A 23002-nucleotide genomic window follows, 5' to 3' on the forward strand; every position below is an offset into this window, starting at 1 on the left:
AGTGGTTCTGCGGGCCTTTTCTTGCCTACGTGCGGCGGGTCTTCCCGTGCTCCACCCAACGCGCGACCAGCAGCGTTTCGATGTCGTGCACGCGGCGCCCTGTCGCACGCGCAACTGCTTCGCGGTAGGGCGGCATGTTGGTGCACTCGAGCACGATGTCCTCGACCGAGGGTGAGAACTCCACGAGGCGGCGTGCGGCGTCCACCACATTCCGGGCGGCCTCAACGAGGTCGAGTTGTGTCTCGTTGTGGAGGATGCGCCGGTGGAACTCGCACCCGGGCGCCATGCCCTGCATGGGCGTTTCCTGCGGCACGCCGGCCGCGGCCAGGATGGCGGGGCTCAATGAAGCCGCATCGAAGGTCAGGATGCCCGGCCGTGCGAAGTCCTTGCATTGCAGCAGGCTCGAGGTGACGACGGGAACGGGCACCGCGTTGGCGAGTGTGTCCTGGTAGGCGGCCAGGAAGCCGCAACTGGTGGTGATCATCGTCGCGCCCTGGTCGACCATTGCCCGTGCGGCATCGACGAAGGGCTGCAGCAGCGCAGGGTCGGCCTGCTTCACGATGCGCTCTGGCGAAGCGCCCGCGACCACATGGAACCGCACCGGGATGCCGTGGCGGCTGAAGGTCTCGGGGTTGCCAATGTCTCCCGGCGGGCGTGGGAAGCGCGTGTCGAGCATCAGCACGCCCAGGAAGGCGCCGGCGTCACGGGTTGTCGTCATATCGTCGAGCCTGCCATTCACTCCACGGTGCTGCGGCGATCGATCTTGCGGCTGAGCACGATCGAGGTCTGCGTCTGGTTGACGCCGTCGATCTGTCCCATCTGGTCGAGCAGCGTGTCCAGCTGCTCGGGGGTGCCGCACCGCAGCAGCACCATGTAGTCGAACTGGCCGCTCACGGCCCAGACTTCCTCCACCTCGGGCAAGCGCTCGAGCGCCTTGATGATCGCGGGGGCGCTCTTCGCATTGACGCTGAGGCCGCAGAAGGCCCGCACCGCGGCCTGCTCCAGCCGCTGGCCGAGGCGCACGCCGTACCCGGAGACGATGCCCTCGCGCTCCAGCCGCGCGATGCGCGCGACCACGGTGGTCCTGGCGATCTTGAGCTTGCGCGCGAGATTGGCGGCGGGCTCGCGCGCATTGGCCTGCAGCAGCGTCAACAGATGGCGGTCCAGGTCGTCGAGTCTTAAGTCCATGGCGGCCCCTGCAGCGGAAATGAGTGGATTGTGACCCGATCGAAGCGAATGTCCGGGCGCCGGTGTCGGGGCATCACTATCGCCAGGGCAACGGATGATGGATAGCGAAAAGTCGGAACGATTTCATGTCAAACTGGAATCAACTCGGGCCGCCATCCAGCCCCCTGCATTCAAGATTGGTGCCAACAGTCTTACGCTTTGATCATCATGTTCAGACGCGAATTTCTTCCCCCCATGGGCCAGTTGCTGGCCTTCGAGAGCGCGGCACGCCACGCCAGCATCTCGCGCGCCGCGCAGGAATTGCATCTGACCCAGAGCGCCATCTCGCGACAGATCAAGCTGCTGGAGGATCAACTGGGCACGGCGCTTTTCCACCGCGTGCGCCAGCGTGTGGTGCTCACCGAGGCCGGCCGCGTGTATGCGGCGGAGCTTCGCAGCGGCCTGGACGGCGTGTCCGGCGCCACCCAGCGCGTGATGACCATGGGCGGCATGGGCGAGGTGCTCAACCTCGCGGTGCTGCCGACCTTCGGCACGCGATGGCTGATCCCGCGCATGAAGCGTTTTGCCGCGCTGCACCCGGGCGTGACCGTCAACTTCGCGGCGCGAACCGAGCCCTTCGATTTCGCGCGCGAGCCCTTCGATGCGGCGATCCATTTCGGCGCCGACTTCTGGCCGGGTGCCTCCTGCGACTATCTGCTCGGTGAGAGCGTGGTCCCGGTGTGCAGTCCCGAGTTCAAGCGCCGCAGCGGCATCCACACGCGCGAAGACATGGCGCGCCAGTGCCTTCTTCATCAATCGTCGCGTCCCATGCAGTGGTCGGAGTGGTTCGAGCAGGTCAAGGTGAGCGCGGCGCATGCGATGCGCGGCCCGCGCTTCGAGCACTTCGCCATGCTCGCGCAAGCGGCGGCCAACGGCCTGGGCATTGCGCTGGTCCCGAAGTTCCTCGTCGAGGAAGAGCTGGCCTCCGACAGGCTGGTCGTGCTGTTCCGCGAGGCGCTGCTGACGCAGCGGGCCTACTACGTCGTGGTGCCTGAAGTTGCTGCCGAGAATCGCCTGGTGCGGGCATTTCGCGACTGGCTGGTGGCCGAAGCGGCCGCGTCGCGGCCGTCATCGGGTGCACTGTCGAAATCACGTGCCCCAGCTGCGGCCGTCGTACGTTGAGATCTCGATGGCGGGGGCCATCGTGGCCACCTCGTCCACGCAGTGCAGGTTCACGTTCACCTGCTCAGGCGCCGAGCGCGGGTGACAGTGCGTGTGGATGCCGCAGTGCCGGCAGAAGAAGTGCGCGGCGCGCTGCGTTCCGAAGCGGTAGACCGACAGCTCTTCTTGCCCCGACCTCAGGATGAATCGGCCCGCCGTCACGCGGTGATGCAGCGCCGCCTTGCGGATGCAGTAGCTGCAGTTGCATTGCACGCCCTTGAGGAGGTCGGACGAGAAATCGAATCGGACCGCGCCGCAGTGGCACTGGCCCGAGCGCCAGGGCGGCATGCTCACGCCACGGCCGCGACGACGTTGCTGCTACTGCTGCTGGCGGCTTCCGACGACGCCTTGAAGCGCCCGAGGAACGCACGTGTCGATTCCTGCCGAGGGTTGTCGATCACGATACCCGGCGGTCCGCATTCGGCAACGATGCCGTCGCGCATGAAGATCACCTGGTCGGCCACTTCGCGCGCAAAACCGATCTCGTGCGTCACCAGGATCATCGTCATGCCTTCGCGGGCGAGGCCCTTGATGACGTTGAGCACTTCGCCGACCAGCTCCGGGTCGAGCGCGGAGGTCGCCTCGTCGAACAGCATCACCGTGGGCTTCATGGCCAGCGCACGCGCGATCGCGACGCGCTGCTTCTGTCCGCCCGAGAGCTTGTCCGGGTAGTAGTCGGCCCGCTCGAGCAGGCCGACCTTCGCCAGCAGCGCGCGCGCCTCGGCCTCGGCCTGCGCCTTGGGCGTCTTCAGCACGGTGACGGGCCCTTCCATGACGTTGCGCAGCGCGGTCATGTGCGGGAAGAGGTTGAAGTGCTGGAACACCATGCCGGTCGAGGCCCGGAAGCGCGCGAGGCTGCGCTCGCTGGGCAGCGCGGTGCGCGCACCGTCGAACTCGATGGTCTGCTCGCCGACCGTGATGCGCCCGGCATTCGGGATCGACAGCAGGTTGATGCAGCGCAAGAGCGTCGACTTGCCGGAGCCCGAAGGCCCGATCATCGCGACCACCTGGCCGCGCTCGATCTGCAGCGAGATGTCCTTCAAGACGACGTTCTGCCCGAAGGCTTTCTTCAGGTTGGCGATTTCGATCAGGGGGCGGGCCATGATGTCAAACCTCTTTCGGGCCGGAGCCGAATTCCATGCGCTTGGCCCAGATCGTGATGGGCAGCAGAACCGCGAAGTAGGCGATCGCGATGAAGGTGTAGAGCTCCAGCGGCCGGTAGGTGTCATGGGCGATGACCTGGCCCTGGTAGAGCAGGTCGGGAACGGCCAGCACCGACAGCAGCGAGGTGTTCTTCAGCTGCATGATCGACTGGTTCATCAGCGGCGGCACCATCTTCTTGAACGCCTGCGGAAGGATCACGCGCCGCAGCAGCTGCAGCCGCGTCATGCCCAGCGCCTTGGCGGCCTCGGTCTGGCCGGCGTCGATCGAGATGATCCCGCCGCGCACGATCTCCGAATAGAAGGCGCCACCGTAGAGCGACAGGCACAGCGTGGCGGCCACGACCGCCGACATCTCTATGCCCGTCAGCACTGGCAGTGCGTAGTAGAACCAGACGAGCTGGACCAGCACCGGCGTGCAGCGGAAGACCTCGATGTAGGCGCGCAGCGGCGCCGTGATGACCGGGTTGCTCGACAGCCGCCCCAGGCCCGTCACCAGGCCGACGAGCAGCCCGAGCACCACGCAGATCACCGTGAAGAGCAAGGTGTAGAGCAGGCCCGACATCAGCAGGCTGCGGTACTTCCAGAGCACGCCGAAGTCCCAGTCGTAGCCGCCCGCCCCGGCTCCCAGGACTCCACCGGAGAAGTGCCGCAGGGCGGCCCAGGCGCCCGCGAGGGCCAGAATGATCAGCAGCGCCGTGCCGAGTGCAGAGCGGCTCTTCGGCTCGCTCGAAGATTCCACGCCGTCCATCGAAGCGCCCTCAGAACTTGATTTCGGGCGGGAAGGCACTGGCGGGCACGCCCGCGAGTTTCTCCATGTTCTTCAGGATGATGCTGCGGACGTCGCCTTTCGCACGGACATCGGCCAGCCAGGCGTTGACGGCCTTCTGCATGCCGGTGTCGGCTTCCTTGCGCAGGCCAATGCTCACCGGAGCGGTGTAGACCGGCTGCGGGATGTACATGGTGCCGATGGAGCCGCGCTTGGCGAGCAGCGGCTGGGCCAGCAGGATCACGAGGATCTGGCAGTCGGAACGGCCGGCCTGCAGCGACATCGTGGCGGCGCCCGAGTTCTCCAGGCGCGAGACATCGGCCTTGGGCAGCACGCGCGTGGCGAGCTGGTCATGGCTGGAGCCGACGTCCACCACGATCTTCATGTCGGGCGAATTCAGTTGCTCCCAGGTCTTCTGCGGGATGCCCTTCTTGCACACCACGGTGTAGGTGTTGTCGAAGAGCGTGTCGGAGAAGCCCACCACTTCCTTGCGCGCCGGCGTGGGGGCCATGCCGAACATGGCGTCGATCTTGTTGGACTGCAGGTCGAGCACCGCATTGCCCCAGGTGGTCTCGACGTACTCGACCTTGGCGCCGAGCTTCTGACCCAGGCTCTCCGCGAAGTCGGGGCCGAAACCTTCCCACTTGCCGGTCGTGATGTCCTTGGCGAAATATGGAATGGCGCCCGCGACGGCGCCGACGCGCAACACCTTGGTGCGCTGCACGCGGGCCAGCGAGCTTTCAGCGGATTCCTGGGCGAAGGTCGAGCCCAGCGCGCAGACGGTTGTCACAGCCACGAGGGCACGGAGAAGGATTCGTTTGGTAAGCACGTTCACTCCAAGCAAGAAGCTCGCCACAAAAAGAAAAGGAAAGTATCGCTTTCCAGCCCGGGTCCAAGTCTAGAAGTCCGGACTGTCACAATCAACGCGGCACATCGTCAGGATGACGGAATTCTCTCGTCATACCGTCGGCGTCTTTGGCGAAATGCAGCCCGGCGCGCCGTTTCGTCGGTTTCGGCCGGGCATGCGGCGCTTCGTTGCGCGCAGCGACTTCAGACCTGAAAGTCATGACCTGGGGTTGGGGCTGGGGGCGCCTGCGACGGAAAAACCGGGGTGCATGACGCACCGATCGCAAGCACTGCAAGCGTCACGGATCGGGCCTCCGGGGCCAATCGGGACAAACGAGGAGGCCGCGATGGCCTAAGCCGACGAACGGCGTCGTCGTATCGACGAAGCGCGCAGCCCTTTCGCCGATCTGCGCTCTATCAACTGCCAAGACTCACTTTTACAGTTCTTTTACAGGGCGACGGTGCCCCGCAGGAGAAATGAAATGACCCAAGTGAAGATCGAGAAAGTTCTGGTTCTGGGGGCCGGCAAGGTCGGCAGCACCGTGGCCGACATGATTGCGGAATACCACCGCCTGCCCGTGACGCTGGCTGACCTGAGGGCGGGTCGCGGCGACGAAGGCGATCCCCTGGTGCGGCGCATCTCGCTCGATGTGCAGAGCACCGAAGACCTTCGCGCCGTGCTGCGCGCGCATTCGGTGGTGATCAACTGCCTGCCGTTCTTCCTCGCGCAGCGCGTGGCCTTGGAAGCCGCGGCATGCGGCGTGCACTACTTCGACCTGACCGAGGACGTGGCGGCCACCAAGGCCATCCGCGAGATCTCGAAGACGGCGACCTCGGTCCTCATGCCCCAGAGCGGTCTGGCACCCGGTGTGATCGGCATGCTCGGCGGTTATCTCGCTAGCCGCTTCGACGAGCTCTACGACCTGCGCCTGCGCGTGGGCGCCCTCACGCGCAATGCCACCAACAGCCTGCGCTACAACTTCACCTGGAGCATCGACGGCGTCATCAACGAGTACTGCAACCCGTGCGACGCCATCGTGAACGGCCAGCTGGTGTCGGTGCAACCGATGGAAGGGCACGAGACCTTCACGCTCGATGCCGAAGCCTTCGAAGCCTTCAACACCTCCGGCGGCCTGGGCACGCTGTGCGAGACGCTCCAGGGCAAGGTCCGCAACCTCGACTACAAGACCATCCGCTACCCCGGCCACCGCGATGCGATGAACTTCCTGCTGCACGACCTGCGCCTGATCGAGCGCCGCGACCTGCTGCGCCAGGTGCTCGAGCATGCCGTGCCGCACAGCCGCGAGGACGTGGTGATCCTCTTCGCCTCGGCCTCGGGCATGCGCGACGGCCGCTTCGAGCAGGAGACGCGCGTCGGGCGCGTGTTCGGAGCGCCGCTGCGCGGCAAGGACCGCACCGCCATCGAGCTGACCACGGCCGCCGGCGTTGTCGGCGTGTTCGAGCTGCTGCGGCAGGGCCAGCTTCCCGCGCACGGCTTCGTCGGGCAGGAGCAGGCGCCGCTCGGGCAGTTCCTGGCCACCAAGGTCGGCCACTACTACCAGGGCCTGGGCGTGCCGTCTTCCGCGCCCGCACCCAGGCACAAGGGCGAGCCCGCGCACGCCTGATCGGTCGTCCGCCCGATCCCCTTCGCCTGAACCGTTCGTCTCCTGGGCACCGGCACCCTGCAGGGGGCCGGCGGCCGCCCCTGTCTCTTCATCCATCCTTCCTGAAACTGGAGCTACCCATGCGTGGTGCAGATGTGCTCGTGCAAATGTTGATCAACTACGGCGTCGACGTCCTCTTCGGCGTGCCCGGGGACACCAACGTCCCGTTCTACGAGGCGCTGCAGCGCCGCATGGGCGACATCGAGCACGTGATGGCGCGCGACGAGCGCTGCGCGGGCTACATGGCCGACGCGTATGCACGCCTCACCGACAAGCCCGGCATCTTCGAATGTCCGTCGGGCGCCGGCGCCATGTACTCGCTGCCGCCGGTGGCTGAATCGAACGCGTCCTCGGTGCCAGTCATTCTTCTGACCATCGACCTCCCGCTGCCCGGCGAAGGCCGCGGCATGATCACCGAGCTCGATTGCGCGAAGCTGTTCGAGCCCGTGACGAAGATGTCGGTGCAGGTCAAGTCGGCGGACAAGCTGCCCGAGATCATCCGCCGTGCCTTTCGCGTTGCCTGCTCGGGCACGCCCGGCGCCGTGCACCTGCAGATCCCGGAAGATATGCTGCTCGCCGAGATCGACCCTGCCACGATCTCGCTGCATGCCGAGCCCGAGTGCAGGACCTTCCCCGCGTTTCCGATGGCGCCGGCGCCCGGCAAGCTCGACGCGCTGTTCGGCCTGCTCGAGAGCGCGCGCAAACCGCTGTTCGTGGCCGGCGGCGGCGTGAACCGCTCCTGTGCCGGCAGCGTGCTGACCGATGTCGCGGTGCGGCTGAACATTCCGGTCGTCAACACCATCACCGGCCAGGGCGCCTTGCCGGATGAGCATCGGCTGGCCATTGGCGTGATCGGTGACAACGGCTTTCATCCGCATGCCAACCGCGCGCTCGAAGAGTCCGACCTCGTTGTCTTCGTCGGCTCGCGCATGGGTTCCGTGGTCACCGTCGGATGGACCTTCCCGAAGACGACGCTGAACAAGCGCGTGGTGCAGATCGACATCGACCCCGAGCGCCTGGCGAACAACTACGAGAATCTGCTGTCGATTGCCGGCGACGCGCAGCTCGTGCTGCGGCAGATGCTGGAAGAGGCGCCTGCGGACTTCGACACCTCGAAGCACCAGGACTGGGTTGACCACCTCAACGCCTACCGCTCGAACTTCTGGTCGCATGCCGAGTCGGTGCTGTCGCTCGACGACGTGCCGCTGCGGCCCGAGCGCGTGGTGCGCGAGTTCAACCGCCGCCTCGAGCAGCACGGCAAGGCCGTGCACATCCTCTCGGATGCCGGCACGCCGACGCCCTACATGACGCGCTTCCTGCGCATCGGCGACCGCCGCACCCGCTTCGTGATCCCCCGCGCCTTCGGCGGACTCGGCTCGGCCATTCCCGCGGTGGTTGGCGCCTGGTATGCGGACAAGAGCCGCCGGCCCATCGGCATGTTCGGCGACGGCTCCTTCAACATGGCCGTGGGCGAACTCGAGACATTGGTGCGCAAGAAGGTCCCGGCGCTGCTGATGCTGTTCAACAACGGCTGCTTCGGATGGATCAAGGGCCTTCATCGCCTCAAGGGCCACGACGAATGCTTCGGCGTCGACTTCCTGCCGCCGCGTGGCCAGGCCATCGCGCAGGCCTTCGACCTCAAGGCCTGGACGGTGGAGACCCCCGAGCAACTGATCACGGCACTGGACGAAGCCTTCGACCACGACGGCCCCTGCCTCATGGACATCCGTGTCGAGTCGCTGGCTGAGCGCGTGCCGCCGGTGTATTCCTGGCTCACGAGGAAGAAGCTCGATCCGCTGGCGCTGCAGCCCGAGGATGTCGCCTATCTGGGCTAGCCTTCGCCGCCGACGAAAATCGTGGGAATGAACAAGAACACTGTTGCCATTGTGGGCGCCGGCATCGTCGGCGTGTCGTGCGCCCTGGAGCTTCAACGCAGAGGGCATGAGGTCACGCTCTTCGACCGCACGGCGCCGGGTCGCGAGACCTCGTACGGCAACGCCGGTGTGATCGCGCGCAGTTCGCTGATGCCGTTCAATCATCCCGGGCTGTGGTCGGTGCTGCCGAGGCTGCTGAAGAACACCGCGGCGAGCTTTCGCTACGACCCCGTTTTCCTCGCCAGGAACCTCTCATGGGCCGTGCGCTTTCTCGCCTGCGCGCGCGCCAGCGTGTTCCAGGAGACCGCCGCCGCATTGGACGCGCTGATCCGCCTTTCGATATCGGAGCACCGGCGCTTGCTCGTCGAGGCACAGGCGGCGCAACGCCTGCGCACCAATGGGTGGCTGTTTCTCTATCGCAGCGAGGGGGGCTTTGCTGGCAGTCGGCTGTCGCGTGAGACCTTCGAGCGCTTCGGTGTCGCCACGCAGGTCCTGAACGCGGACGATCTCTCGGACCTCGAGCCTCACCTGAAGCCTCTCTTTCCGCGCGCGCTGTGGATCAAGGACACCGATTCGGTGGACAGCCCGGGCCAGGTCGTGGAGGCGTACGCCAGGCTTTTCGTTTCTCGCGGAGGACAGGTCAGGCAGGCGGCCATCGGCGGACTCGGCCGATCCGGTACGGGCGGTGCCTGGGAGCTGCGCGAGGAGAGCGGCGCGGTGCTCGAGGCCTCCAAGGTCGTGCTCGCGCTGGGGCCGTGGACCCGTGAGTTCTTGCAGAAATCGCTCGGCCTGTCGGTGCCGATGGCCTTCGAGCGCGGCTATCACATGCACTACAACGCGGTGGGCAACGCCTCGCTCGGACGGCCCGTGTACGACACGGGCGGCGCCTACGTGCTTTCGCCCATGGCACAAGGCCTGCGCCTGTCCACCGGCGTGCAACTCGCTCAGCGCGATGCACCGAGGAATCTTGTTCAGCTCGAGCTGGCGGAGCGCGCGGCGCGTGAAGCGTTTCCTCTGGAAAGCCGTCTCGAAGCGCAGGCCTGGATGGGAAGCCGGCCCACCCTGCCGGACAGCCGGCCCATCGTCGGCGAATGTCCCCGGCACCCCGGTCTGTGGCTCGCGTTCGGCCATCAGCACATCGGCTTCAGCACCGGGCCGGGAACCGCTCGCCTGCTGGCGTCGCTGATGCGCGGCGAGCCGTGCGACATCGATCCGCTGCCGTTCGCGCCCGGGCGCTTCCTTCGATAGGCGCACCGGGCGGCAAGCAGTTCAGCGTGACAAGCAGGCAGGTTTCCCAAGCGGTCGACCAAGGCGGCGTGCCACTCGCACTCCAGGGAGGTCAGATCAATTGGCGGCCGCCCGTGGCGCGGACCTAGAGATACTTCCTCGGATTCACCGCGCTGTAGAAGGTGTTGATCAGCGTGTGGCGGTCGAACACCGCCAGGCCGGACTCCTCGGCGACGAAAGCGCTGAAGGGGCACATGTTCGTGCATTCGAAAAGGATGGCGCCGGGGTTCGGGCAGGTGCGCATGAACTCGTGCGTCATCTCCCGCATTTCTTCCTTGATCACGTCGGTGTCGAGCTCCAGGCGCCCACCGATGTAGGTGGCAGGAAACACGGCATCGGGCTTCGGTTAGCTCGATCACGGCATCACCTGCCTCCTGCCGATCCGAGCCTGGCGCTCAGGTCGACTGATAGACGTCGCGCACGCGCTCGAACCGACGCCGTGCGAGGTCTTCGTCGCGGATCATGAGGAAGTGGTTGCCGTCGCCGCTGGCCACGGGGTCCATGCGACGAGCGCCGGCATGGTATTCGCCGCCATAGGAGAACAGATGCCTCCAGGGCGTGCGCCCGGGCGCGACGATGTGTCGGCCCGCCGGATCCACCTCATCTTCGGCGTGGCCCTGGATGTCATCGGGCCAGCCGCCCAGGCGGTCGCCGAAATTGCCTCCGGGCGCAGTATCGCCCGGGGGCAGGCGAGGCAGCAGCTGCAGGGCGTCCGGCTTCTGAAACCAGGCCCAGATCGCCTTGCTGCTGTGCTCCGGCAGGGCCGTCTTCCAGTGATGCGGCACGCTGAGGCCTGAATGCGGCAGCAGACGGTCGGCCATCGCAAGACGGGACCAGGCCTCTTCGGGTTGCGCGGGATGGCCATAGGAGGTCCAGCGGTCGCTCCAGCGCTGGAGCTCGACCGGCCACTCGCGCCGCCGCAGCGCAACCGGCTTCACATCGTGCCAGTACACGCGGTGAAGCGGCGTCTTGCCATCGTCGTCGCCGATCGCGTCCATGAAGATGGAGAGCACGCCGCGGCGCGGCAGGGCCGGATCGAACCCGGGGAGTGCGGACAGCTGGCCCAGATCGAGTTGTGCGATGAAGGCCAGCGGAAATTCGGTCTGCAGCGCGACCATGCGAGCCTCTAGCCACGCGATGCGGCTCGCGTCCATCTTCGGGTTGCGCTGCGTCTGGCCGCGCAGCGCGTCGCGCATGAGTTCCAGGTCCTTCCGCGTGGCGCCGCTGGCACGCATCGTTTGCAGCAAGTGCTCGATGTCGGTCTCGGACATCGATGGCCTGGGATTGCGGATGTCCTCGATCTGCTTGCGAAGCTGCGCCATATGGCGCTCGGGCGAGGCCAGCGCGGGACGCATAGGCCATGGCATGCCAGGCGGCAGGTCGGGGTTGCCGGCCATCTTGCTGGTGCCCACGGGTAACGTGTCGTCCTTCTCCTGGCGGCGAACGAACAGCAGCACGGGCCGCACGGAGGCCCCGATGCCGCGAGCATGGTCGTTCAGCCCGGCCTTGCGCAGCGACTCGCGCAAGGCTTGGGCATCGGCGAACACCGGCATGCGTCAGGACCGATCCGGCGCGCTGGGCCACTTCCCGCAGGCAAGCCACCAGAGCATGCCAACGTTGATCAACGGGATGAAGAACAGGATCGCCATGACACAGGGATGCCCGGTGCGCGCGACGATCCGCCACAGTGGTATCCCGAAGATCACCGCTGTGGCCAGAAGAACGAGCCAGTGCTCCATCGACCAACTCATCATTTTCATCTGCTCCTTGTTGTGCCTTGAGAGGGAATTTCGGAAAGCGGTGCGCGGGGCCATCGCCGATGACGGCTGCAGGCGTCGACGGACTCAGAGACTGTTGCCCTCACCACCGGGGAGGTCGAAGGTATCGGGCTTCGGGAAGCGCTCGTCGGGCTTGGGCACCGCGCGCCCGTGGATGGATGCGAAGCTCGCGCAGCAGGCCGCACCCAGCACGGGAATCAGCCACACCAGGGCCAGTTGCAGGCGCTGCTGAAGCGGGGAATAGAAGTCGCTGCGCAGCACGACCACTGTCGCGAACAGATTGCCTGCGAGCACCGCCGCGGCGATGCATGAAAGCACGTAGTACCAATTTCCGGGCAATCCGTCTCTCCCAAGCTCCACCGAAACAATGTAGCGACTGGCTCATGCCAAGGTCAATCAGCCGGCGCCGATTGGCACGAGCTCGACGAGACATTCCCGTAAGGCGCGATGCCGGTGGGCCTGGCGCCTCGACGCCGTCGCCGCCCGCCTAGAAGTTCTTCAGCGTGTCCAGCTGGGCCTGCGTGAGGCCGCGCTGGTAGGCGAAGTTCGTGCGGAAGTTGTTGGCGATGTCCGCGGCCTGCGTGTCCGCCTGGGTCGCCCGCGCCGTGATGTCCGTGGCGGTGAGCCCCGTGTCCGTGCCCGTCAGCACCACGAAGTTCATCAGCGTGACGGTGCCGCCGGCCGGCACCGAGATGTTGAACCTGACGCTGACGTTCTCGCTGCCGTCTCGGATGCCCAGCGTCGTGGCGGAGGTGTAGATGACACTGTCCGCGGTGCCGAAAGCAAAGCCGATGTCACGGTCGCCGGTGGTGCCGTCCCACGTGCTCAGCGCCTTCTGCGTGGCGCCCGGCGTGGGGTAGATGATGCCCCCGCCGTCGGAGCCGAGGTCGGTGTCGTAGGACACCACGGCGTCGATCGTCGCGGCGCTGGGGTTGTGGAAGACGTCCGTGATGCGCGCCCACAGCAGGTTCGGCTGCGTGAAGAAGGTGCGCTGCACCTCCAGGCCGTTGAGCGTGCGCACGCCCGTGCGCACGTTCTGCGCGAGCTTGGCGGCCGTCACCGTCCAGCCCGTGCCCTGGGCTTCGAAATCGCCGTTGATGACGAACTCCGTGTTGTTGGCATCCTGGACGGACACGTTGTCGATCGCCGAGCCCTGCGCCCAGACCCGCTGCTCGAACGACAGCACCACGGTCTGGCCGGCGAACGCCGTCAGCGAGCCCGAGCCCCACGCGCCTGTCGTTCCCGAGCCGTCGACCCTGAAGAGCGTTGCCAGCAACGCCCCCGCCGTGTCGCGCACCACCACCTGGCCGTACTGGCCGGGATCCGCCAGCGGACTGCCGGCGTTGCCCTGGCTGGGGACGCCGCTCCAGGCGAGCGTCACCCCGCCGACGGCGCTGGCCAAGTTCAGCGTCTGCTGCAGGCGCACCTCCGCGCCAGCATGCAGGAAGGCGTAGCCGCCGGAGGTTTTCAGGAATTGGGCGTCCGAGGTGAAGGGCACGGACTTGACGCCGTCCGACGCGCCCATCTCCGGGCCCAGGGCGCTCAGTTCCGCGTAGACCTGGTCCGACGGGAACGGTGCCTGCGTGCCGCCGACATCGACCGTCAGATGCAGGGCGCCATCGAACTGGTCATTGCCTCCGTCCTCGATGGAGAAGTCCTGGTTCAGGTCCCAAATGTTGGCCTGTCCGGGCGAGATATAGCCATCGCCATCGGTCGCGTCGATGGTCTGCAGGAAGGCCGCACCGGCCGGCAGGGCCGTCGCCGTGGCGAACTCGGGGCCCGCGGGCACGACCGGGCCGGGATCGACCGCGGGGGCGGGTGCCGATGCAGGCGCGGGCGCTGGTGCCGGTGGCGGCGCGCTCGCGATCGCTGGGAAGGCGAATCCGCCACTGCTGCCTCCACCACCACCTCCGCATCCGGCCAATACGGCTGCGCCGACCATCGTGAGCGAAAACTTTCTGCGGTCCATCGTCTTTACCTGCTCCTGAGTGAAAAAAACCGGATTCGGGACGCGTTTGAAAATGCAACCAAAACAGATTGCATGTAACCAAACGTCCTAAAAAGAGGAGCGTGGGTAGGGGTTCGCTGGAACTAAAACATCACCGGAACGGGGGATGTTCACGCTGCGGACACACATGCACCCCATGGCGGGCGACGCGGTGGTGAGGGGCATCGATGCGGGCGCCCCGGCGGCTTCGCCTCCGTCGGGCTGCTGCAGGTTCGCGCAGGCGCGCACATCCCCTTGCGGGGACGGCCTGCGGCCACCTTGCGCATCCCTGGCGCGGGCGGGGGCTGGCGCTGCCTTGGACATCCCTTTCTCGATCGGACCTGCCCGCGGCAGGTGAGGGCGCTCGCCGCACGGCGGTGGCTGTGGCTGTGGCGGTGCGCCGCGGTCCGTGGCAGGGGCCGTGGTCCGTCTTACCTCGTCCTTCGCCTTGCGCGGTGACTGTGCGGGCCCGGTGCCGGGGCACCGGCTTCGCCTGCAAGGGGGTGTTCATCACGCTGCGCGTGACGAAGGCTTCCCCCTTGCTGTCCCGTCCCCGCACCCGTCGGGCGTCACCGAGCGAAGAACTCAGGAAGACGGCGGTCGGCTCCGGATGCCCGGCCAATGCGATCCGCCACCTTTTTCCGAGCGGCTCCGAATCTTGGAGTCCGGCAGGCGCTTCGTCCATGTCTTCGCTAGCCGGAGCGAAGCCAGCGGCCGATGGGCGGCTGTCTGGCGGGCCGGTTGCGAACCAAGTGGGCCGGCGTGCACACCGACGAGGAGTGATTCAGGGACAGGGCGCACGGCTTCCTCGCGTGGGCCATGGCGACGCCGTTTCGCAGGTATGAATGAGCCGCCTCAAAGGGATTGCCGTGCTGCGAGTCTGCGCAGTCGCGCAAGCAACGTGAGAAGCTCGGGTCTGAGCTGGCGTGTTGAACAAAAGTGACGAACGACCGCTGAGCTCAGCACGCGCGAGTCGATCTCAGGGGGCCTTCGTCATAAGAAACCGTCCGAAGGCGGCCTCTTTCTCCCACGCCGTAGCCAACCTAACGGCGCCGCCAGGGAGAAAGGGTGATCAGCACTATCAGCGCTTCAACCCGATAGAAAAATTTCCATCTTGAAATCGGCGAAGCATCGCCTATCTTCTCCTCCGTCGGAAACTGGTCGACCGAAAAGGAGGTACTGCAATGACCATGAACTTGCTCAAGCAAATCGCCGGCTCTCGCCTACCTGTCACGTTCTATCGCAGCGGGGACATTGATCAGGTCCGGATACTTCGGGCCGCCGGGCTTGTCGTAGCCCTGGTGCCATCGCCCTCGGATCCGCTGTCCATGTCCGGTTCCGCCTCGGCCGCGCAAGTGCTGGCCATCACCCAGAAGGGGCGTGAGGAACTGGCGAAATTCAACTATCCGGAATCGCGACCTCCGCGCTGGCGATACCGCTCGCCGCGCTTCACGGCACGGGCTCGCTCCTACGCGAGCGGGCCTCCACAGTCGAGCAGTTCGCAACATCTGCCCCATTAAGGACCTCGGTCCGTTTTCAGGTCTTACTCGTTCCAGATATTTGGAGGCTCAGCCATGTACCGATCTTTCTTCCCGCGCGACATGCTCGCGGAAATGGATCGCCTGCAGCGGGACATGCAGCAGGCGTTCGACCTGGCCCCCACCATCCGGGGCTTCGGCAGCAACGGTTTCCCGGCACTGAATGTCGGCGCGACTGCTCAGGCTGTGGAAATCTATGCCTTTGCGCCTGGCGTCGACCCGGCCACCCTGGAGGTCCACCTCGAGCGCGGTCTGCTGACGATCGCCGGCGAGCGCAAGAGCGTGCTGCCCGGGGCGGACGCGAAGGCAGCCGTGCACATCAACGAGCGCTTCGAGGGAGCGTTCCGCCGCATGCTCACGCTGCCCGACGACGCAGACCCCGAAGCGGTCGACGCCAAGCTGCGCGACGGCGTACTTCACATCACCGTTCGCCGCCGCGCGTCGGCGCAGCCGCGACGCATCACCGTCCAGTGAAATCAAGGAGATGAACACCATGAACAACGACATCCAGACTCGTTCTTCCGGTGCTCCGGCCAGCACCGATCCCCGGCAGAAGGCGTCGCGCTACGGCAGCGCCGCACTCACGCCTCCCGTCGACGTGGTCGAGGACGCGGGCGGTATCACTCTCTATGCCGACCTTCCGGGCGTCTCGCGCGAGAACCTGAGCCTGCATGTGGAAGCGGAGACCCTGACCATCGAAGCGGAGTCGAGCCTGACCGTGCCCGATGGCCTGAAGACCAGCCACACCGAGGTCGGGATGGGGCGTTTCCAGCGCGTCTTCACGCTCAGCAAGGAACTGGACACCGAGAAGGTGGCCGCTGAACTGGTGCAAGGTGTGCTCAAGCTGCGGATACCCAAGGCAGAGCACGCGAAGCCGAGGCGGATCAACGTCGAAGTGGCCTGAGCGGCATCAGCGCCGAGGCGTATAGATGCGCTTCGGCGCTGGTTAGCACCGGATGCCTCAGACCTCGTCCCGACGGCCGTGTCTGCACCTGGCCGGGGCGAATCCCGACGTAGCTTGTCACCACGACGAAAGCGAAACGCTCAACGACATTTCGCCCCGGGGGAAGTCTCGCGCGCTCAAAAGACGGCAATGTCGACCTTTGCTGCGCGAGTTGATGGGCGTTCCGGGCCAACGAAAAGACCGTCCCCGATGCGCAACGCGGACGTGACCGGGTCATGCTCTGGCCTGTCTACCTCGGGATCGAACATCTTCGGCGTCTGTTTCACGTCGAAGGTAGGCCGGACGCGCGGATTGATTTGTCAGTAGGCGGTCAGCCGCCACGAACATCCCGACGCGCGTGGTTGAGGAATCGGCAGGCCATCGGATGACTCAACCGGACCTCGGCTCCTGCAGAAGCAGTTCATGACGGACGGCTTGCGCCAAGCCGAGAAGCGCCGGTCCCAGGTCCTGCGCGATCGCAGCAATCGACTCCCGGGTCGAAAGGCTGACGTTCAGTACGTAGATGGTGCCTTCCACCTGCAGCGGCGTGGCCAGCGCGACGACCTCGGGTTGCCAGGCCGCGGCGCAAAAGCCTTTGGTGCGCACATCGGCGCACGCTTGCCCGATCTCGGTCTCGATTTGCTTCCAGCGCACGCGGCGTTGTGAAAGAAGCCGCATGAGCTGGGCCCTGTGCTGCGGCGCGAGCACAGCCAGGTATGCGCGTCCGAGCGAAGTCAGTTCCATCGGCACGCGTTGGCCGGAGACCACGTGGCGCAGCGCCGCACGCTTGGCGTAGCGAATGGATTCCAGGTAAACCATTTCCTCCCTGTCGGGCGCGGCCAGTCCTACGTTGATATGGCGATGCCTGGCCAACTCCAGCATGAGCGGGGCCGCTGCCTGCAAGACGCGCGACGCGGTCCGCATCGCATGAGAAAGGCTCAGGACCGCTGGCGCCAACCGGTAGGCCCGTTCGGCTTTGTCGAGTTGCAGCATGCCGCTGCCCACCAGCGTTTGCGTGAGCCTGCTCACCGTGGCCTTGGACAGGCCGGTGCGCTCGGCCAGTTCGCCATTGCCCAGCAACTCGGAGCCGGGACGGAATGCGCGAAGGATCTCTATTCCCCGTTCCAGCGAGCGGTTCGTGGGTGATCGACCGGGCTTTTGGTCGAGGAAATGGCGAGCTTGGTCAGTCATGTCGTGAGATGCAGCGGCTTTGCGAGGCCGGCTCATGACCCGCTCTCGTTGATCACATGGTTCCGAGCCGAGCGAGCTCTTTCCGGCGTGGGCCATCTTAGGATAATTCCAACCAGTGGAATTGGGCTGCCCTGAATGAATCACTTCCTCCTAAAGTTCATGAACCCACCCGCGGCGTAGCCAAGAACGCTCGCGACCACAAGGGATTCATTGCTTGGCTCTGGAGACATCAGATCATGGTTGCCTATGGCTTGCGCCGACTGCGCGCGCTTTTCTTTCTTTTCCTCGGCCTCGCCGCGTTCGGCGTGGCATTCGCCTATCCGGACAAGCCCATCCGCATGGTCGTGCCCTTCGCGCCGGGCGGAGGAACCGACCTGATCGCCCGGACGCTGGGTGCGGAGATGTCCAAGGATCTCGGCCAGCCCGTGATCGTCGACAACAAGCCGGGCGCCGGAACGCTGATCGGTACGGACAACGTGGCCAAGAGTGCGCCTGACGGCTACAGCGTCGTGGTCGCCTCGTTCGCCCATGCCGTCAACCCGGCGCTGCAGCCCAGGCTTCCCTATGGCAGCAACAATGCCTTCGCGCCCGTCCTCCTCATCGGTCGCGGACCCAACGTGCTGGTGGTGCGCCCCGACAGCCCCTACAAGTCCGTGGCCGACCTGCTCGCCGCCGCGAAGGCCAATCCCGGCAAGCTGACCTTCGCATCGCAGGGCGCTGGCACCTCCGCCCACCTGGCCGGCGAGATGTTCGCCAACCTCGCGAAGGTCAAGCTCTCGCACATTCCCTACCGGGGCGCGGGTCCCGCACTGACCGATCTGCTGGGCGGGCAGGTCGACATGATGTTCGCCACCGCGGCGGCGGTGTCCACCTTCGTCGACACCGGCAAGCTGCGCGCGCTGGGCGTGACCACGGCCGAGCCGTCGCCGGCATTCAAGGGCGTTCCGGCCATCGCCGCCAGCGTGCCTGGCTACCTGGTGGAGAGCTGGTACGGCCTGTACGTGCCGGCCGGTACGCCGCCCGCGGTCATCGAGCGCCTCAACGCAGCCGGCCGCAAGGCCGCCCGCGCACCCGACTTCGTGCGGAAGATCGAGCACGAAGGTCTTGCGATCAATGCCGGAGCGCCGGCGGAACTCGACAGCTACGTGCGAACCGAGGAAGAGCGGTGGGCGCGCGTCATCAAGGAAAACGGCATCAAGCCCGATTGAACGGCTGACTCGGCCAGCCCAGGAAAACAGCAAATGACCTACACCCTCATCGACTTCCAGGTGACGGACGCCATCGCGACCGTGACATTCAACCGCCCGGACAAGCGCAACGCCATGAGCGACGACATGCGCACCGAATTCATCGACGTGCTGGAGCGCGTGACCGCCGACAAGGCCATCCGGGCGATGGTGCTGACCGGCGCGGGCAAGGGCTTCTGCGCCGGCGGCGACATCAGCGGGATGCAGAAGCGCATGAACGCGCCGGCGGGCGAGGTTGGTTTCAACGGCTGGCATCGCCAGCAGCGCGTGCACCATGTGCAGGCACTGCTCCACACCATGCCCAAGCCGGTGATCGCGGCAGTCAACGGCGCTGCTTCCGGGCTTGGGGCGGACACCGCGATGGCCTGCGACTTCGTCATTGCCAGCGAGTGGGCCAGCTTCGCCTGGAGCTATGTGCTGCGCGGCATCATTCCCGATGGCGGCGGCATGTACTTCCTGCCGCGCCGCGTGGGCCTGCCCAAGGCGAAGGAACTGATTTTCACCGGCCGGCAGGTGAAGGTGGACGAAGCCCTCGCGCTGGGCATCGTCGATCGCAAGACCAGCGGCGAGACCCTGCTGGCCGACGCGCAGGCATGGGCGCGCGAACTGTCGTCCGCGTCCTCCACCGCGCTGGCGCTGACGAAGACCATCCTGAACCAGAGCTTCGAGCTCTCCTCGCACGACGTGTTCGCGCAGGGCAGCCAGGCGCAGGGCATCTGCTACACCAGCAGCGAGCACCGCGCGTCGGTCGAGGCCTTCCTGGCCAGGACGGCTTCGAAGGAGTGAGGCCATGAACGAAGCCATCGCCAAACTGCTTTCCCCGCGCAGCGTCGCCGTCATCGGCGCCTCGGCCGATCCCAAGAAGACCACGGGCCGGCCCGTGGCCTACCTGCAGAAGCACGGCTTCGCGGGGCGGATCATGCCGGTGAACCCCAAGGTCGAGCGCATCGGCGAGCTGCCGTGCTATCCCGACATCGCGTCGCTGCCGGAAGTGCCGGACGTCGCCGTCGTGCTGCTCGGCGCCGAGCGCGCGCACCTGGCGGTGAAGGAGTTATCGCAGCGCGGCTGCGCCGCGGCCATCGTGCTGGCCAGCGGCTACACCGAGACCGGCGAGGAGGGCGCGCGGCGCCAGCAGCAGCTGGTCGAGGCGGCGGGGCCGATGCGCATCCTGGGGCCCAATACCATCGGGCTCGTCAACCTCACGGACAACATCGTCCTGTCGCCGTCCGGTGCGCTGGAGATGGACGAGTTCCAGGCCGGCGGCATCGGCGTGGTTTCGCAAAGCGGAGGCATCCTGGGCTCGCTGCTGTCGCGTGCCGCGGCGCGCGGCATCGGCCTGTCGAAGCTGATCTCCACGAGCAACGAAGTCGACCTCGAACTGGCCGATTTCATCGACCACCTGGCCGAGGATCCGGCCACGAAGGTGATCGCGCTCTATGTCGAAACCGTGCGCGACCCCGGCAGGTTCCGCGCCGCATGCCTGAAGGCCGCGCGACTCGGCAAGCCGGTGGTGGCCTTCAAGATCGGTCGCTCGGAAGCGGGCGCCAAGGCCGCCGTGTCGCACACCGGCGCGATGGCGGGCGCCGACAGCATGTACGACGCGCTGTTCAGGCAGGTCGGCGTGATCAGGGCGCAGAGCTTTTCCGACCTGCTGGACATTCCGGCCGCGCTGTGCACGGGCCGCAAGCTGCGCGGCAGGCGCGTCGCCATCCTTACTTCCACCGGCGGCGCCGGCACGTTGGTGTCGGACGACCTGGGCGTGGCGGGTTTCGACACGCCCGCGCCCGACGTTGCCACCGCCGACACGCTGCGCGCGCTGCAGACCGGCAGCGAGGCCGTGCTGGACCGCAACCCCATCGACGTGACGCTCGCAGGCCTGCGCCCCGACCTGCTGCGCGGCGCCATCGATGCGCTTCTGGCGAGCCCGAGCTACGACGCGCTGGTGATCATCGTCGGCTCCTCCAGCCTGGCCATGCCCGAGCTGCTGGCCGGTGCCATCCAGGAATGCCTGCCGAACTCCGACAAGCCGGTGATGGCCTACGTGAGCCCGCATGCGCCCGAAGTGGGAGCACTGCTTACGCGGCGCGGCGTGCCGGCATTCACGGCCGCCGAGAGCTGCACCGCCGCGCTGGCCGGCATGCTGCGCGTGCAGCGCTTCGTGGCGCCCGAGGGAGACGATGCGTCATCGCCGCCGGCGGACATCGGCGAACTGCCCTCCGGCTCGCTGGACGAGGCGCAGGCCAAGCAGCTGTTCTCGCGCTTCGGCGTACCGTGCGCCGCGGAACGGGTGGTCGCTGCGCCGGCCGAGGCGGAAGCCGCCGCGCGCGAACTGGGCGGGCGCGTCGTGCTCAAGATCCTGTCGTCGGAGATCACGCACAAGAGCGACGTGGGCGGCGTCGCGGTCGGGCTGACCGGCGACACCATCGGCGAGCGCATCGGCCGCATGGCGGCCGAGGTGAAGGCCCGCACCGGCGTGCATCCGCAGCGCTTCCTCGTGCAGGAAATGGTGTCGGGCGGCACGGAGCTGATCCTGGGCATGCACCGCGATGCGCTGGGCACGGCCATCCTGCTGGGCATGGGCGGCGTGACGGCGGAACTCTTCAAGGACACCGCCATGCGGCTGCTGCCGCAGGACGCGCAGGGGCTGAAGCCGCTGGGCCGTGCCGAGGCGCTGTCGATGGCGCAGGACCTCAAGACCTGGCCGCTGCTGGACGGCTTTCGGGGCAGGCCGAAGGCCGACGTCGAGGCGTTGGTCGATGCGATCGTCGCCTTCTCGGGGATGGCGGCGCAGCTCGGCGAGCGGCTCGTGGAGGCGGAGATCAATCCTGTCTTCGTGCTGCCGCAGGGGCTGGGCGTGCGTGCCGCCGACGGGGTGGCCGTGCTGGCCTGAGCGGTTGGCCGGCAGCACGCGCTGTCGCCTCCCGTCTTCTTTTTCTCTTCTTCTCGAACCGATCGGACATCCCGTGCACGCCACCGAAGTATTCGCCCGCTACGCCACCGAATTCCGCCAGGCCCGGCTGGACGACGAGGTGCTGCATCACGCCAAGCGCGCGGTGATCGACTGGCATGCCGCGCTGTTCCCCGGCCTGGAAGTGGCGCCCATGCCGCAGCTTCGCGCGCTGCTTGCCGAGGACCTCGACCGTGGGCGCGCCCGCCTGCCCGACGGCCGCCTCGCGACACCTCGCGCGGCCGCCCTGCTCAACGGCACCGCCGCCCACGCAGCCGAGGTGGACGACAGCTTCCGCGATGCCATGTACCACCCCGGCGCGGCCACGGTGGCGGCCGCGCTGGCCATCGCGCAGGATCGAGGCGCGAGCGGCCTTGAATTCCTGCGGGGCGTGGTGCTCGGCTACGAGGTCTCGACCCGCATTGGCGTGGCGATGGGGCGGGCGCACTATCGCCATTGGCACAACACCGGCACCGTGGGCACCTTGGGCGCGGCCGCTTCCGCTGCCGGCCTGCTGGGGCTGCACGGCGCGTCCTTCGCCCATGCGCTGGCCACGGCCGCCACCTTCGCGGCGGGGCTGCAGCAGGCTTTCCGCATGGATTCGATGTCCAAGCCTCTGCATGCGGGCCGCGCTGCCGAAGGTGGTGTGCTCGCCGCGCAACTGGCCGCGCAAGGCGTGACGGGCTCGCTCGATGTGCTCGAGGGCGAGGCGGGCTTCGGCCGCGCCATGAGCGACGCTCCGGACTGGTCGGCGGTGGGCGACACGCTGGGGCGCGACTTCCACATCACGCGGCTGACCTTCAAGAACCACATCGGCTGCGGCCATACCTTCGCCGCCATCGACGCCGCGCTCGAACTGGTGCGCCGGCATGGCCTGCGGCCCTCGGACATCCAGCGCGTTCACGTGGCCACCTATGGTCCCGCGCTGGACATCGCCTGCTACGAGGACCCGCGCACGGAGAACGAAGCACGCTTCAGCATGCGTTTCGTGGTGGCCACGGCGCTGGTGCATGGCAGCGTGCGGCTCTCGGCGTACACGCCCGAGCGGCTGGTGGATGCAGACACGCGCGCCATGATGGCGCGCGTCGCGACCGCGGTCGATCCCGAACTCGATGCTGCCTTCCCCGGGCGCCGCTCGGCGCGCGTGGAGATCGAGACGGTCGACGGCCAGCGCCACGTCTGGCTGCAGCCTGACCGCAAGGGCGACCCCGAGCTGCCGCTGTCGGACGCGGAGCTCGAGGACAAGCTCCTGGAGCTGGCGGCGCCGGTGATCGGCATCGAGCGCGCGCGCACGCTGCTGCGCAACATCTGGTCGCTGGACCGGGCGGGTGAACTGCAGGGACTGGGAGGATGAACGCGTGCAAGCCGGCTTCGCTGCCGCGC

The 23002-nt window shown here is 66.9% G+C and carries 23 protein-coding genes; 11 read left to right on the forward strand and 12 right to left on the reverse strand.

The annotated features are described in order from the left end of the window. Nucleotides 1-25: 25 nt before the first annotated feature. Together EJP69_RS28945 and EJP69_RS28950 are read right to left on the reverse strand one after the other, a co-directional pair. Nucleotides 26-718, reverse strand: a complete 693-nt coding sequence (locus EJP69_RS28945) for an aspartate/glutamate racemase family protein (RefSeq protein ID WP_126473844.1) — start codon at nt 716-718, stop codon at nt 26-28. Between the two features lie 17 nt (nt 719-735). Continuing rightward, nucleotides 736-1188, reverse strand: coding sequence for an Lrp/AsnC family transcriptional regulator (locus tag EJP69_RS28950; protein ID WP_126473846.1), 453 nt, complete (start codon nt 1186-1188; stop codon nt 736-738). A 207-nt stretch (nt 1189-1395) separates the two neighbouring features. On the opposite strand from EJP69_RS28950, the gene gcvA reads away from it, so the two are divergent. Next, a complete protein-coding gene (gene gcvA / locus EJP69_RS28955; protein WP_126473848.1) occupies nt 1396-2349 on the forward strand; it encodes a transcriptional regulator GcvA in 954 nt (317 codons plus the stop codon). Here gcvA and EJP69_RS28960 read toward each other — a convergent pair. The 4 genes from EJP69_RS28960 to EJP69_RS28975 all read right to left on the reverse strand — a co-directional run bounded on the left by EJP69_RS28960 (nt 2317) and on the right by EJP69_RS28975 (nt 5113). Further along, a complete protein-coding gene (locus EJP69_RS28960) occupies nt 2317-2676 on the reverse strand; it encodes a GFA family protein (protein ID WP_126473894.1) in 360 nt (119 codons plus the stop codon). The genes gcvA and EJP69_RS28960 overlap by 33 nt on opposite strands. A gap of 2 nt (nt 2677-2678) precedes the next feature. Next, the gene (locus EJP69_RS28965; protein WP_126473850.1) at nt 2679-3491 is read right to left on the reverse strand and encodes an amino acid ABC transporter ATP-binding protein; all 813 of its coding nucleotides are present in this window, start codon (nt 3489-3491) and stop codon (nt 2679-2681) included. A 4-nt stretch (nt 3492-3495) separates the two neighbouring features. After that, complete coding sequence (locus EJP69_RS28970) at nt 3496-4113, reverse strand: amino acid ABC transporter permease (RefSeq protein WP_240652328.1); 618 nt, start codon at nt 4111-4113, stop codon at nt 3496-3498. 196 nt (nt 4114-4309) lie between these two features. Beyond that, nucleotides 4310-5113 carry a transporter substrate-binding domain-containing protein gene (locus EJP69_RS28975; protein ID WP_240652323.1) on the reverse strand — a complete coding sequence of 268 codons (804 nt, stop codon included), beginning with the start codon at nt 5111-5113 and terminating at the stop codon, nt 4310-4312. A 532-nt stretch (nt 5114-5645) separates the two neighbouring features. Between EJP69_RS28975 and EJP69_RS28980 the strand changes: the two genes are divergently transcribed. From EJP69_RS28980 to EJP69_RS28990, 3 genes are all read left to right on the forward strand, one after another. Beyond that, the gene (locus EJP69_RS28980; protein WP_126473856.1) at nt 5646-6788 is read left to right on the forward strand and encodes a saccharopine dehydrogenase family protein; all 1143 of its coding nucleotides are present in this window, start codon (nt 5646-5648) and stop codon (nt 6786-6788) included. Between the two features lie 119 nt (nt 6789-6907). Beyond that, nucleotides 6908-8662, forward strand: a complete 1755-nt coding sequence (locus tag EJP69_RS28985) for a thiamine pyrophosphate-binding protein (RefSeq protein ID WP_126473858.1) — start codon at nt 6908-6910, stop codon at nt 8660-8662. Between the two features lie 27 nt (nt 8663-8689). Further along, nucleotides 8690-9949 (forward strand): NAD(P)/FAD-dependent oxidoreductase, encoded by a 1260-nt coding sequence (locus tag EJP69_RS28990; protein ID WP_126473860.1) that lies wholly within the window; start codon nt 8690-8692, stop codon nt 9947-9949. A 124-nt stretch (nt 9950-10073) separates the two neighbouring features. Here EJP69_RS28990 and EJP69_RS28995 read toward each other — a convergent pair whose 3' ends face one another. From EJP69_RS28995 to EJP69_RS29015, 5 genes are all read right to left on the reverse strand, one after another. Beyond that, a complete protein-coding gene (locus tag EJP69_RS28995) occupies nt 10074-10319 on the reverse strand; it encodes an aspartate/glutamate racemase family protein (RefSeq protein WP_206169397.1) in 246 nt (81 codons plus the stop codon). A gap of 64 nt (nt 10320-10383) precedes the next feature. After that, nucleotides 10384-11541 (reverse strand): DUF1963 domain-containing protein, encoded by a 1158-nt coding sequence (locus tag EJP69_RS29000; RefSeq protein ID WP_126473862.1) that lies wholly within the window; start codon nt 11539-11541, stop codon nt 10384-10386. Between the two features lie 3 nt (nt 11542-11544). Continuing rightward, nucleotides 11545-11802: a Sec-independent protein translocase family protein gene (locus EJP69_RS29005; RefSeq protein WP_148112201.1), complete on the reverse strand. Its 258-nt coding sequence runs from the start codon at nt 11800-11802 to the stop codon at nt 11545-11547. A 30-nt stretch (nt 11803-11832) separates the two neighbouring features. Beyond that, nucleotides 11833-12105 (reverse strand): hypothetical protein, encoded by a 273-nt coding sequence (locus EJP69_RS29010; RefSeq protein ID WP_126473866.1) that lies wholly within the window; start codon nt 12103-12105, stop codon nt 11833-11835. Nucleotides 12106-12253: 148 nt separating this feature from the next. Further along, nucleotides 12254-13735 (reverse strand): hypothetical protein, encoded by a 1482-nt coding sequence (locus EJP69_RS29015; protein ID WP_126473869.1) that lies wholly within the window; start codon nt 13733-13735, stop codon nt 12254-12256. Nucleotides 13736-14937: 1202 nt separating this feature from the next. On the opposite strand from EJP69_RS29015, the gene EJP69_RS29020 reads away from it, so the two are divergent. The 3 genes from EJP69_RS29020 to EJP69_RS29030 are packed head-to-tail and all read left to right on the forward strand — an operon-like array spanning nt 14938 to nt 16195. Continuing rightward, the gene (locus EJP69_RS29020; protein ID WP_093206259.1) at nt 14938-15273 is read left to right on the forward strand and encodes a hypothetical protein; all 336 of its coding nucleotides are present in this window, start codon (nt 14938-14940) and stop codon (nt 15271-15273) included. A 54-nt stretch (nt 15274-15327) separates the two neighbouring features. Continuing rightward, nucleotides 15328-15765 carry an Hsp20/alpha crystallin family protein gene (locus EJP69_RS29025; RefSeq protein ID WP_093206260.1) on the forward strand — a complete coding sequence of 146 codons (438 nt, stop codon included), beginning with the start codon at nt 15328-15330 and terminating at the stop codon, nt 15763-15765. Between the two features lie 19 nt (nt 15766-15784). Next, on the forward strand, nt 15785-16195 hold the full coding sequence (locus EJP69_RS29030; protein ID WP_240652324.1) for an Hsp20/alpha crystallin family protein: 411 nt from the start codon (nt 15785-15787) through the stop codon (nt 16193-16195). Nucleotides 16196-16624: 429 nt separating this feature from the next. On the opposite strand, the gene EJP69_RS29035 is transcribed toward EJP69_RS29030, so the two are convergent. Continuing rightward, nucleotides 16625-17425, reverse strand: a complete 801-nt coding sequence (locus EJP69_RS29035; RefSeq protein WP_093206261.1) for an IclR family transcriptional regulator — start codon at nt 17423-17425, stop codon at nt 16625-16627. Between the two features lie 236 nt (nt 17426-17661). On the opposite strand from EJP69_RS29035, the gene EJP69_RS29040 reads away from it, so the two are divergent. The 4 genes from EJP69_RS29040 to EJP69_RS29055 all read left to right on the forward strand — a co-directional run bounded on the left by EJP69_RS29040 (nt 17662) and on the right by EJP69_RS29055 (nt 22973). Further along, complete coding sequence (locus EJP69_RS29040) at nt 17662-18633, forward strand: tripartite tricarboxylate transporter substrate binding protein (protein WP_093307584.1); 972 nt, start codon at nt 17662-17664, stop codon at nt 18631-18633. A gap of 33 nt (nt 18634-18666) precedes the next feature. Beyond that, nucleotides 18667-19458, forward strand: a complete 792-nt coding sequence (locus EJP69_RS29045) for an enoyl-CoA hydratase/isomerase family protein (protein ID WP_093307585.1) — start codon at nt 18667-18669, stop codon at nt 19456-19458. A gap of 4 nt (nt 19459-19462) precedes the next feature. Beyond that, complete coding sequence (locus tag EJP69_RS29050) at nt 19463-21562, forward strand: acetate--CoA ligase family protein (protein WP_126473873.1); 2100 nt, start codon at nt 19463-19465, stop codon at nt 21560-21562. Between the two features lie 73 nt (nt 21563-21635). Then, entirely contained in the window at nt 21636-22973 is a 1338-nt protein-coding gene (locus EJP69_RS29055) for an MmgE/PrpD family protein (RefSeq protein ID WP_126473875.1), read from the forward strand. Nucleotides 22974-23002 lie beyond the last annotated feature (29 nt).

Source organism: Variovorax gossypii, from assembly GCF_003965815.1.
GTDB classification, from domain to species: Bacteria; Pseudomonadota; Gammaproteobacteria; order Burkholderiales; family Burkholderiaceae_C; genus Variovorax; species Variovorax gossypii.

Bases quoted from the DNA above. Each gene is read 5' to 3' on its own strand.
- EJP69_RS28945 (WP_126473844.1), bottom strand. From the start codon at position 718: ATGACGACAACCCGTGACGCCGGCGCCTTCCTGGGCGTGCTGATGCTC.
- EJP69_RS28950 (WP_126473846.1), bottom strand. From the start codon at position 1,188: ATGGACTTAAGACTCGACGACCTGGACCGCCATCTGTTGACGCTGCTG.
- gcvA (WP_126473848.1), top strand. From the start codon at position 1,396: ATGTTCAGACGCGAATTTCTTCCCCCCATGGGCCAGTTGCTGGCCTTC.
- EJP69_RS28960 (WP_126473894.1), bottom strand. From the start codon at position 2,676: ATGCCGCCCTGGCGCTCGGGCCAGTGCCACTGCGGCGCGGTCCGATTC.
- EJP69_RS28965 (WP_126473850.1), bottom strand. From the start codon at position 3,491: ATGGCCCGCCCCCTGATCGAAATCGCCAACCTGAAGAAAGCCTTCGGG.
- EJP69_RS28970 (WP_240652328.1), bottom strand. From the start codon at position 4,113: ATGTCGGGCCTGCTCTACACCTTGCTCTTCACGGTGATCTGCGTGGTG.
- EJP69_RS28980 (WP_126473856.1), top strand. From the start codon at position 5,646: ATGACCCAAGTGAAGATCGAGAAAGTTCTGGTTCTGGGGGCCGGCAAG.
- EJP69_RS28985 (WP_126473858.1), top strand. From the start codon at position 6,908: ATGCGTGGTGCAGATGTGCTCGTGCAAATGTTGATCAACTACGGCGTC.
- EJP69_RS28990 (WP_126473860.1), top strand. From the start codon at position 8,690: ATGAACAAGAACACTGTTGCCATTGTGGGCGCCGGCATCGTCGGCGTG.
- EJP69_RS29000 (WP_126473862.1), bottom strand. From the start codon at position 11,541: ATGCCGGTGTTCGCCGATGCCCAAGCCTTGCGCGAGTCGCTGCGCAAG.
- EJP69_RS29005 (WP_148112201.1), bottom strand. From the start codon at position 11,802: ATGGCCCCGCGCACCGCTTTCCGAAATTCCCTCTCAAGGCACAACAAG.
- EJP69_RS29015 (WP_126473869.1), bottom strand. From the start codon at position 13,735: ATGGACCGCAGAAAGTTTTCGCTCACGATGGTCGGCGCAGCCGTATTG.
- EJP69_RS29020 (WP_093206259.1), top strand. From the start codon at position 14,938: ATGACCATGAACTTGCTCAAGCAAATCGCCGGCTCTCGCCTACCTGTC.
- EJP69_RS29025 (WP_093206260.1), top strand. From the start codon at position 15,328: ATGTACCGATCTTTCTTCCCGCGCGACATGCTCGCGGAAATGGATCGC.
- EJP69_RS29030 (WP_240652324.1), top strand. From the start codon at position 15,785: ATGAACAACGACATCCAGACTCGTTCTTCCGGTGCTCCGGCCAGCACC.
- EJP69_RS29035 (WP_093206261.1), bottom strand. From the start codon at position 17,425: ATGACTGACCAAGCTCGCCATTTCCTCGACCAAAAGCCCGGTCGATCA.
- EJP69_RS29040 (WP_093307584.1), top strand. From the start codon at position 17,662: ATGGTTGCCTATGGCTTGCGCCGACTGCGCGCGCTTTTCTTTCTTTTC.
- EJP69_RS29045 (WP_093307585.1), top strand. From the start codon at position 18,667: ATGACCTACACCCTCATCGACTTCCAGGTGACGGACGCCATCGCGACC.
- EJP69_RS29050 (WP_126473873.1), top strand. From the start codon at position 19,463: ATGAACGAAGCCATCGCCAAACTGCTTTCCCCGCGCAGCGTCGCCGTC.